This is a genomic window from Mesorhizobium sp. IMUNJ 23232, from assembly GCF_044326205.1.
In the GTDB taxonomy this organism is placed as follows: domain Bacteria; phylum Pseudomonadota; class Alphaproteobacteria; order Rhizobiales; family Rhizobiaceae; genus Kumtagia.
Genome location: NZ_JBIRCY010000110.1, coordinates 1 through 10,039, shown reverse-complemented (window position 1 = coordinate 10,039; position 10,039 = coordinate 1). Strand labels below are relative to the sequence as shown.

General features: G+C 62.9%; 10 protein-coding genes. All 10 read left to right on the top strand.

The features are described from left to right. The coding region (locus ACH196_RS36700; protein ID WP_396651750.1) for a transposase at positions 1–387 on the top strand (387 nt) is incomplete at its 5' end. A 41-nt stretch (positions 388–428) separates the two neighbouring features. Further along, on the top strand, positions 429–1,442 hold the full coding sequence (gene dusA / locus ACH196_RS36695; protein WP_396651749.1) for a tRNA dihydrouridine(20/20a) synthase DusA: 1,014 nt from the start codon (positions 429–431) through the stop codon (positions 1,440–1,442). Positions 1,443–1,783: 341 nt separating this feature from the next. Beyond that, positions 1,784–3,046, top strand: coding sequence for a septal ring lytic transglycosylase RlpA family protein (locus tag ACH196_RS36690; protein WP_396651748.1), 1,263 nt, complete (start codon positions 1,784–1,786; stop codon positions 3,044–3,046). A gap of 58 nt (positions 3,047–3,104) precedes the next feature. Then, positions 3,105–4,259: a D-alanyl-D-alanine carboxypeptidase family protein gene (locus ACH196_RS36685; RefSeq protein ID WP_396651752.1), complete on the top strand. Its 1,155-nt coding sequence runs from the start codon at positions 3,105–3,107 to the stop codon at positions 4,257–4,259. A gap of 121 nt (positions 4,260–4,380) precedes the next feature. Then, positions 4,381–5,052 (top strand): dTMP kinase, encoded by a 672-nt coding sequence (gene tmk / locus ACH196_RS36680; RefSeq protein WP_396651747.1) that lies wholly within the window; start codon positions 4,381–4,383, stop codon positions 5,050–5,052. Beyond that, positions 5,049–6,104 (top strand): DNA polymerase III subunit delta', encoded by a 1,056-nt coding sequence (locus ACH196_RS36675; RefSeq protein ID WP_396651751.1) that lies wholly within the window; start codon positions 5,049–5,051, stop codon positions 6,102–6,104. The genes tmk and ACH196_RS36675 overlap by 4 nt, the downstream gene beginning before the upstream one ends. An 88-nt stretch (positions 6,105–6,192) precedes the next feature. Then, positions 6,193–7,743 carry a methionine--tRNA ligase gene (metG, locus tag ACH196_RS36670; RefSeq protein WP_396651746.1) on the top strand — a complete coding sequence of 517 codons (1,551 nt, stop codon included), beginning with the start codon at positions 6,193–6,195 and terminating at the stop codon, positions 7,741–7,743. Positions 7,744–7,746: 3 nt separating this feature from the next. Then, on the top strand, positions 7,747–8,541 hold the full coding sequence (locus tag ACH196_RS36665; RefSeq protein ID WP_396651745.1) for a TatD family hydrolase: 795 nt from the start codon (positions 7,747–7,749) through the stop codon (positions 8,539–8,541). Between the two features lie 3 nt (positions 8,542–8,544). Beyond that, the gene (locus tag ACH196_RS36660; protein WP_396651744.1) at positions 8,545–9,363 is read left to right on the top strand and encodes an MBL fold metallo-hydrolase; all 819 of its coding nucleotides are present in this window, start codon (positions 8,545–8,547) and stop codon (positions 9,361–9,363) included. Beyond that, on the top strand, positions 9,348–9,890 hold the full coding sequence (locus ACH196_RS36655) for a chloramphenicol phosphotransferase CPT family protein (protein WP_396651743.1): 543 nt from the start codon (positions 9,348–9,350) through the stop codon (positions 9,888–9,890). Before ACH196_RS36660 ends, ACH196_RS36655 begins: the two co-directional genes overlap by 16 nt. Positions 9,891–10,039: the final 149 nt, after the last annotated feature.

The following is a 10,039-nucleotide window of genomic DNA, read 5'->3' as shown; positions in this document are numbered from 1 at the left end:
GGCGAATGGCTCATCATCGCCACCAACCGCCCCGACCCGAAACAGGCGCTCAACGACTATCGAAAGCGCTGGGGCATCGAGTGCATGTTTGGCGATGCCAAGACCCGCGGTCTCAACATCGAAGACACCCACATCACCGATCCCGAAAAGCTGGCAAGCCTCATCGTCATCATCATGCTCGCCATCACATGGGCCTATCGCTGCGCCACGCATTCCATGGGCATGAAGGCCATTCGCCGCAAAAGCCACGGCAGACCCGCAAAATCATGGTTCCGCATCGGCCTCGACGCCCTCAGGGACTGGATCGCAAATCGCCCCATCGAAGCCAAAAACGCTTGGGCCGAAAAAGCCCCAAAAAGACCGTTCTCGATCCAATACCCGGCTTGAGTCGTGTACTGTGCGCAAAAGTGACGAAGAAGGACTAAGTAGTGGAAAATGAAAGGAAATCGCAGATTAGCGCATCTCGGCGTTTCGCCATTGCCCCGATGATGGACTGGACGGACCGGCATTGCCGGTTCCTCCATCGCCAGTTGTCGTCGCGCGCGCTGCTCTATACCGAGATGATCGTCGCCGACGCCGCCATCCACGGCGACCGCCAGCGGCTGCTCGGCTTCGGCCAGGCCGAACATCCGGTGGCGTTGCAGCTTGGCGGGTCGGATCCCGCCAAACTCGCCGAGGCGGCGCGCATCGGCGAAGGTTTCGGTTATGACGAGATCAACCTGAACTGTGGCTGCCCGTCAGACCGGGTGCAGTCTGGCACGTTCGGCGCATGCCTGATGAAGACGCCGGATCTGGTTGCCGCCTGCGTCGCGGCGATGAAGCGCGTTGTGCACGTTCCCGTTACAGTAAAATGCCGCATCGGCGTCGACGAGCAGGACCCGGAACCGGCACTCGACATGCTTGCCGACGCCGTCTTCGCGGCAGGCGCCGACGCGCTGTGGGTGCATGCGCGAAAAGCGTGGCTGCAAGGCCTCAGCCCGCGCGAGAACCGCGATGTTCCGCCGCTGGATTACGGCCGCGTCTATAGGCTGAAGCAGCGGTTGCCTGGAAAATTCATAGGCATCAATGGCGGCATCCAGACGCTGGCGGAGGCGGCCGGTCACCTCCGCCATGTCGACGGCGTCATGCTCGGGCGCGCCGCCTATCATACGCCGGCGATTCTTGCCGGCGCAGATGCTCTGATCGGCGTGGCCTCGCGTCAGGTCGACTTCGCGGCGCTGCTTGAGACGATGGCCGCCTATGCCGACGCTCATGTCGCGCGCGGCGGCCGGCTGTCGCATGTCGCCCGCCACATGGTCGGGCTTTTCCATGGCCAGCCAGGCGCCCGGCGTTTCCGGCAGATCCTGTCGACCGAGACAACCCGCTCGGATGCTAGGTCCGATGTTCTGCGTCGCGCATTCGCTGCAATCGACGAGGCCGCGCAGGCGCAGGAAGCGGCCTGACCTGCCGACTATCAGAGACGCAGGTCGCCATTTGACCCGCATCATGATCGAGCGCCGGAAAGGCTGGCCGGCACCTCAGCGCATCGCCCGCGCAAATTTGCGAACCACCCCTTGTTGACGGGCGTACTGCGCAGCCGAACGATTTGCGCGAGCAATTTGCGGCGGACAAATGGCCGCCGGCCATAATCCTGCCCGTTTCACGACACATTCGATTAATCGCACACTAAGAAGTTTCTGCTTACAAGAGGGGCGGGGCTTCGCATCTCCGGCAACATCCTGCACAAAGAATGCAGGAGCGGACGGAGACGGTGCGCAGACGAATTGGTTGGGGACGATCTGGAATGGCATTATTGGCGCGTCCGCGGCTCAGCCGCGCAACGTCCGTCGCCGTGATTGCGCTCTGTGCGGGGTTTCTCGCTGCTTGCGCCAGCGAACAATCCAAGTCCATGGTCAGTACCAAGACCCGATCCAAGGAATATTTCGCCGAATCCATCTGGGGCGTGAAGGCCAGCCCGCGCGTCACCAACAAAAGATCCAACCTGCCGCGCGGCGGCGGCCGCGACCAGACGGGCAAGCCCTACAAGGTCCGCGGCAAGATGTATTACCCCAGGGAAGACAAGAACTATAAGAAGGTCGGCTACGCCTCCTGGTATGGCGACGCTTTTCACGGCCGGCTCACCGCGAATGGTGAAATCTACGACATGACTCACCTCACGGCCGCGCATCCGACCATGCCGCTGCCGAGTTATGCGCGTGTCACCAACATGAAGAACGGCAGTTCGGTGATCGTGCGCGTCAACGATCGCGGACCGTATTCGAACGGCCGGCTGATCGATCTGTCGAAAAAGGCCGCCGACATGCTGGACTATTCGCATACAGGCACGGCGCAGGTGAAGGTCGAATATGTCGGCCGCGCGCCACTCGACGGGCGTGACGACCAGTATCTGATGGCGTCCTACCATCCCGGCAACAAGGCTCCCGATCCGTCGGACGGGATGCCGACCGGCGTGATGATCGCTATGAACGGCGCAACCCCGAGCGGCGGCGCGATCGGTGAGAAGCCGGCTGTGGCCTTCCCCGGCGCGTTGACCGACGTCGCGCCGGCGCCTGCCGAACGACCCGAGGCGCAGCCGGTTATGACGGCCGCCGTTGCCGACAGCTTCGACATCGTTCTGCCGGCCTTCGGACCGATCGCACCCGAGCGGCCGTCGATTGAAAACATCATTCAGACCCAAATGGCCATGGCGACGATGTCCTATGCGCCGGGCGGCGATACGTCGGTCGCTCGCGCCTTCGACGCCCTCGAAGGGACGCGCTCGACAGCGGCGGATGCGGCCTCGTGGAAGCAGCCCGATGCAGACGGCACAACAAAGGCCTCCGGCGAGCCCTTTGTCGCCGCCGGCACCTTTACGGACAAAGGTGAAGCGGAACGCGTCGAGCAGGCGCTAGCCAGCTTCGGTCGTACCACATTCGAGGCTTCCACAGCGGACGGCCAAGCCGTTTATTCTGTGAACCTCTATGAGGATGGCCGCAACTCCCTTGACGATTTGCTCGAAGCCGCCTGGGACAATGGCGCGCCGGATGCGATCGCCGTTCGCGACTGACCGTCAGCGCCCCTTCCATCGCCGTTCTGCGGCCGGGGTTCCGCGCTGGACCGTGGCCATCATCAGCCTGAAATCGATTGCACTCGCGGTGGCTTTTGCTTGGCTCCCGCCAGGCGGTGCCACCGCAGCACCATTCGAGACCAAGGCGTCCGAAGCGTTGATGGTGGACGCAGAGACCGGCACCATCCTGTTCGCCAAGGAACCCGACAAGCAGATCGCGCCTGCGGCACTTGCCAAGCTGATGACGATGGAAGTCGTGTTCCATGCGATTGGGGAACGGCGCTCAACGCTCGACGATACTTTCACCGTCAGCGAGAACGCTTGGCGCACCGGTGGCGCACCGTCCGGCGGCTCGACGATGTTCGCCGCGCTGAAGTCGACGATCCGGCTCGGCGACCTGATTCAGGGCGTGATCGTGCAATCCGCCAATGACGGGGCGATCATCATCGCCGAGGGCATGGCCGGCAGCGAGGAAAAATTTGCGGAACGGATGAACGCCCGCGCCCGCGAAATCGGCCTGAAGACGTCGGTATTCAAGAACGCGAGCGGCCTGCCGGCGGACGGCCAAGTGGTCACCGTCCGCGAACTCGTGCAACTTGCGATGCATATCTGGCGGGGCTACCCGGACTTCTACAAATATTATGCGCAGCCGGAATTCACCTGGAACAAGATCCGCCAGCGCAACCGCAACCCGCTGCTGGCCATGAACATCGGGGCCGACGGCTTGGCGACGGGCTACACCGAAGAATCCGGCTTTGCCGTCGTCGGTTCGGTCAACCGCAACGGCCGTCGCGTTTTCGTCGCGATGAGCGGCATGACCAGCGAACGCGAACGCTCGGAGGAAGCGCGAAAACTGCTCGACTGGGGCATGGATGGACTGCGCAAGACCGGCCTGTTCGCAGCCGGCGATGTAGTTGGCCAAGCAGTCGTCTACGGCGGCGCGAAATCCACCGTGGCGCTCACGGCGAAGGCGCCCGTGGCGATCTTCGTTCCGGCTGATGATACCGGACAGGTCTCGGCACGCATCGTCTATGACGGTCCGGTCGTCGCGCCGGTGGAGCAGGGGGCACTTATCGGCCAGTTGAATATCTGGGTCGGCGAGACGCTCAGCCAGGAGATTCCGCTCTACGCCGCCGAGCCGGTCGGGAAGGGTGCCTTGCATAGCCGTGCGGCCGATGCCGTCACCGAACTTCTAACAGGCTGGATTCGTTGAAATTTTCTGGGTCTCGCCAAATGGCGGGATCTTGAAAGACGAACCGAGCAGACAGCATCGTAGACCTCGATGCCCATGCGTCCTATGTAGGATCCGGATTGCGGAATCGAGGCCGGCCGATTTGGCGCGCGGATTGTTCATAAGTTTTGAGGGCGGCGAGGGCGCGGGCAAGTCGACGCAGATCAGGCGCCTGTCCGAAAAGCTGCGCCGCAAGGGCTACGACACGCTGGTTACCCGCGAACCAGGCGGCTCGCCCGGCGCGGAGGCGCTGCGCCACGTCATCCTGTCCGGTGCCGCGGAGCCTTTCGGGCCGCGCATGGAGGCGATCCTGTTCGCCGCCGCCCGTTCCGATCATGTCGAGCAGACGATCCGACCGGCTCTGGAGCGAGGCGCGATCGTGCTCTGCGACCGCTTCCTCGATTCCTCCCGTGTGTACCAGGGCGCCGGCAGCGACGAGAATCGCGGCTTCGTCGAGACACTGGTGCATGTCGCCGTCAACGGCGTGATGCCCGACATGACGCTGATCTTCGACATCGATGCCGAGATCGGGCTGTCGCGCGCCGCCGCACGAAGGGGCGTCGGCGAGGCGGACCGTTTCGAGAAGGAAACCGTCGATATCCACCAGCGCCGCCGCGAGGCCTATCTGGCCATCGCCGAGAAGGAACCTGACCGCTGCATCATCATCGACGCCTCCGCCGACGAGGACGAAGTGGAGGATGTGGTCACCGCCGCGGTGTTCGCCGCGCTTGAAGTGCGCGCCAAGAGCGTCACGCAAGCCCGCGAGGCCGGCTGATGTTTGAACGCATCGCCCCGGAACAGCACGACACACTGGAAGGCATAGCCGAACCGTCGGAAAATCCCTTGCTCGTCGGCCATGCGGAAGCGGCTGCCACGCTCGCCTCTGCCTACCGCACCGGAAAACTGCCACACGCACTGTTGCTCGCAGGCCCGCGCGGCATCGGCAAGGCGACCTTGGCCTATCACCTCGCCTACCATCTGCTGCGCCACCCGGCTTATGAAAACGCGCCGGAAACGCTGGCCGCGCCCGACCCGAATTCACCCTTGTTCCGGCAGATCGCCATGGGTGCGCATCCGGCCATTCTGCACCTGACGCGACCCTTTAACGACAAGACAAAAAAATTCGCGACGCTGCTGACCGTCGACGAGATCCGCCGCGTCAACCGTTTCCTGTCGATGACCTCGCATGACGGCAGCTACCGGGTCGTCATCGTCGATCCCGCCGACGACATGAACATCAACGCTGCCAATGCCTTGCTGAAGAACCTTGAGGAGCCGCCCTCGCGCACGGTGTTCCTGCTGATCACCCATTCTGCAGGCAGCCTGCTGCCGACCATCCGCTCGCGCTGCCAGATGATCCGGCTGCAGCCGCTGTCGGCCAACGAGGTTGAGACCGTTCTTACGGCACTTGGCATGCCGCTGCCCGACGAAGCCGGCAAACGAGCCGCGCTGTTGGAGCGGGCAGGGGGCAGCGTGCGGGATGCTATCCTGTTGTCGGAATTCGGTGGGCTGGAGATTGCCGACACGGTCGACCTGCTGGTCGGCGGGGCGGATTTCGACTTCGCCAAGGCGCACCGCCTGGCCGATGCCGTCAGCGGCCGCGACAACGAGATCCGCTTCGAGCTGATGAACGCGCATCTGCTCGACATCGTCTCGCAGGCCGCCAGCAGCGCGGCCTCGACGGGTGAAATCAGCCGTGCCGGCAATTTTGCGCGCGTCTTTCAGGAATTGCGCATTGCGATAAGTGACACGGACACCTACAATCTGGATCGCAAACAACACACGCTGAACATGATCCTGCGCCTGCACGATACGCTTCGAATGTGACGCCGCATCCGGCCGGGATGGCGGCTGCCGTTCCGTTGCGCTATTCACCCCAAAGAATCGTATCTTCTAGGCTTGGCGACGCACGATCATGTCACGCGAAAAATTCTATCTGACCACACCGATCTTCTATCCCAACGGCAAGCCGCATATCGGCCATGCCTACAATGTCATTGCGACCGATGTGCTGGCTCGTTTCCAGCGGCTCGACGGCAAGGATGTCTTCTTCCTGACCGGCACCGACGAGCACGGCTTGAAGATGCAGCAGAATGCTCTGGCCGAGGGTGTGACGCCGAGAGAACTCGCCGACCGCAACTCGGCCATCTTCCGCGCCATGGACGAAAAGCTCGGCGCTTCCAACGATCAGTATATCCGCACCACCGAACCTCGCCACTACGCCGCAAGCCAGGCCATATGGAAGGCGATGGACGCCAATGGCGACATCTATCTCGGCGGCTATTCGGGTTGGTATTCGGTTCGCCAGGAGGCCTATTTCGACGAAGCCGAAACGACGGTCGGCAACGACGGCGTGCGCCGCGAACCGCTCGGCTCGCCGGTCGAGTGGAACGAGGAGCAGACCTATTTCTTCCGGCTGTCGGCCTATCAGGACCGCTTGCTGGCACATTATGAAGCCAACCCCGATTTCATCGGGCCGGCCGAGCGCCGCAACGAGATCATCAGCTTCGTGAAGTCCGGCCTGCGCGATCTGTCGATCTCGCGTTCGACATTCAATTGGGGCGTACCCGTGCCCGGCGACGACAAGCACGTGATGTATGTGTGGGTCGACGCGCTGACCAATTACATCACCGGCGCCGGCTATCCCAACGAGCAGGATCCGATGTGGCGGTTCTGGCCGGCGGACATCCACGTCATCGGCAAGGACATCATCCGCTTCCATGCAGTCTATTGGCCCGCCTTCCTGATGTCGGCAGGCATCGAACTGCCGAAGCGCGTTTTCGCGCATGGCTTCCTGTTCAACCGCGGTGAGAAGATGTCGAAGTCGGTCGGCAATGTCGTCGATCCGTTCGAGATGGTTGATCACTACGGTCTCGACCAGGTGCGCTACTATTTCATGCGCGAGGTGCCGTTCGGCCAGGACGGCAGCTACAGCCACGAGGCAATCGTTGCCCGCACCAATGCCGATCTCGCCAATGGCCTCGGCAACCTGGCGCAGCGCTCGCTATCGATGATCGCCAAGAACTGTGGCGGCGTGGTGCCGAAGCGAGGTGAGCTAACGGAGGCCGACAAGGTGATCCTCGGCCAGGCGGATGCGGCTCTCGGCATTGCACGCAAGGCAATGGGCGAGCAGGCGATCCACCAGGCCCTGGCGGCGATCTTCGCCGTCGTCGCCGAGGCTGACCGCTATTTCGCCGGCGAGGCGCCCTGGGCGCTGAAGAAGACCGACCCGGTCCGCATGGAGACGGTACTACACACGACTGCGGAAACCGTGCGGCGGCTCGCCATCCTCTGCCAGCCCTTCATGCCGGGTTCGGCCGAAAAACTGCTTGACCTGCTGGCGGTGCCGGCGGACGCGCGCGGCTTCGACCATGTCGCGGACGCTCACGCCCTGGTGCCCAGTACGCCGTTGCCGGTGCCACAAGGCGTATTTCCGCGCTATGTCGAGCAGGCTGCCGAAGGCTGAACCATGCTGGTCGACAGTCACTGCCATCTGGATTTTCCAGATTTCGCTGAGGAGCGCGCCGCAATCGTGCGGCGCGCTCTCGACGCCGGCATAGGCCGCATGGTCACCATCTCGACGCGTGTGAAGCGCTTCGCGCAAGTGCTTGGCGTTGCGGAGGAATTTTCCGAGGTTTTCTGCTCGGTCGGCACCCATCCGCACAATGCCGACGAGGAGCTGGATATCACCGTCGAGGATCTGGTCCGGCTTTCAAAACATCCGAAAGTGGTGGCGATTGGCGAGGCGGGGCTCGACTATCACTATGACAAGTCACCGCGTCTCGCCCAGGCGCTGGGCCTACGCACCCATATCGCGGCGGCGCGCGAGACCGGACTGCCGCTGGTCATCCACGCGCGGTCCGCCGACGAGGATATGGAAGCGATATTGCGCGAGGAAACAGGGAAGGGCGCCTTCCCCTTTGTTCTCCATTGTTTTTCATCGGGGAGGCGTCTCGCCATGGCCGGTGTCGAACTCGGTGGCTACGTGTCGTTCTCCGGCATTCTCACTTTTCGGAACTCCGAGGAATTGCGGGACATCGCCCGCGCTGTGCCGCGCGACCGGCTGCTGGTCGAGACAGACGCACCTTACCTCGCGCCCGTGCCGTACCGCGGCAAGCGCAATGAGCCGGGCTATGTGGCGAAGACCGCCGCTGTCCTGGCCGAGACGATCGGTGTCGACGCAGCCGAGATTGCCCATATCACCACAGGCAATTTCTTTCGCCTTTTCAGCAAGATGCCGAAGCCCTATGATGTGAGCGTCTAAGGCGTGAGTGACCGATTGCGCCTCACCATCCTCGGCTGCGGCTCGTCGCCCGGCACGCCGCGCATGACCGGCGACTGGGGAAATTGCGACCCGACGAATCCGAAGAACCGCCGCACGCGGCCAGCCGCCATGGTCGAGCGTATTGCGGATGACGGCGGCGTGACACGCGTCATCGTCGACACCGGACCGGATCTGCGCGAGCAGATGCTGGCCGCCCAGGTCAAGCGCATCGACGCCGTGATCTACACCCACGCCCATGCCGACCATATCCACGGCATCGACGATCTGCGCAGCTTCATGCTGGAGCAGCGGCATCTGATTGACATCCATGCCGACCAGCCGACACTGGACCGGCTGATGCAGGCTTTCGGCTACTGCTTCGAGACGCCGCCCGGAAGCTCCTATCCGCCGATCCTCAGAGCCCACCGGATCGACCATGCCGAGCCGGTGATCGTCATGGGCGAGGGCGGAGCACTGGCCTTCGAGCCGCTGCCGCAGATCCATGGCGACATCATCTCGCTCGGCTTCCGCATCGGTCCGATCGCTTATTGTCCGGACGTCAGCAACTTTCCGCCGAGCACCGCCGAGCGGCTGACCGGTCTCGACCTGCTGGTCATCGACGCGCTGCAATACCGCACCCATCCCAGCCATTTTTCGCTTGCCGAAGCGCTGGACTGGATCGAAAAACTCGCGCCGAAACGCGCCGTGCTGACCCATATGCACGTACCGCTGGACTACGCCACGGTGCTGGCCGAAACGCCACCGCATGTCGAGCCGGCCTATGACGGACTGGTTCTGGAGGTGCCTTGCCGGACCCCATGAAGCCCACTGAGGCCGGACGCATCATCTTTCTCAACGGCACGTCGAGCGCCGGCAAATCCACCTTGGCGAAAGCACTCCGCGAAGCCTTGAGCGAGCCGTTCTGCTACTATGCGTCCGATCAGCTCGCCGACGCCGGCTTCAGGACGATCAGGCGCGCCCGGCATGGCGGCGCGCCTGGCGAGCGCGAAAAATTCTTCGACGGCTTTCATCGCTCGATCGCGACGTTCGCCGAAGCCGGCAACGATCTGATCGTCGAGCACATCGTCGAGAGCCAGGCCTGGGCTAACCAGTTGAACACGCTGCTGGCACATCTGGATGTGTTCTGGGTCGGCGTGCATGCGCCGATGGACGAGTTGGAACGCCGGGAGCTGGAGCGCGGCGACCGCAGCATCGGCGAAGCCCGTTACCACCTGAAGACCCACGGTTTCTGCCGCTACGATCTGGAGGTCGATACGACCGAACCCGTCGATGAACTGGCCGCGCGCCTTGCCAAGGCATGGCTTCTGCGGCGCGCGGAAGTTCCATAATATATCTTATGCGACTTTTCCGTATTGCCGCAAAGTTAGAATGTCCTGTTTCTGCAAAGTAGGAATGTCGCTCCTGCTTTCGAGGTGCCAGTGTCCCTGCTCACATTGGGGCATTGGGGGTCAGCAGATTGGGACTAATTTTGATGAGC

Excerpts from the sequence above, each read along its gene's own strand:
- ACH196_RS36690 (WP_396651748.1), top strand. The coding sequence starts at position 1,784 with ATGGCATTATTGGCGCGTCCGCGGCTCAGCCGCGCAACGTCCGTCGCC.
- metG (WP_396651746.1), top strand. The coding sequence starts at position 6,193 with ATGTCACGCGAAAAATTCTATCTGACCACACCGATCTTCTATCCCAAC.
- ACH196_RS36665 (WP_396651745.1), top strand. The coding sequence starts at position 7,747 with ATGCTGGTCGACAGTCACTGCCATCTGGATTTTCCAGATTTCGCTGAG.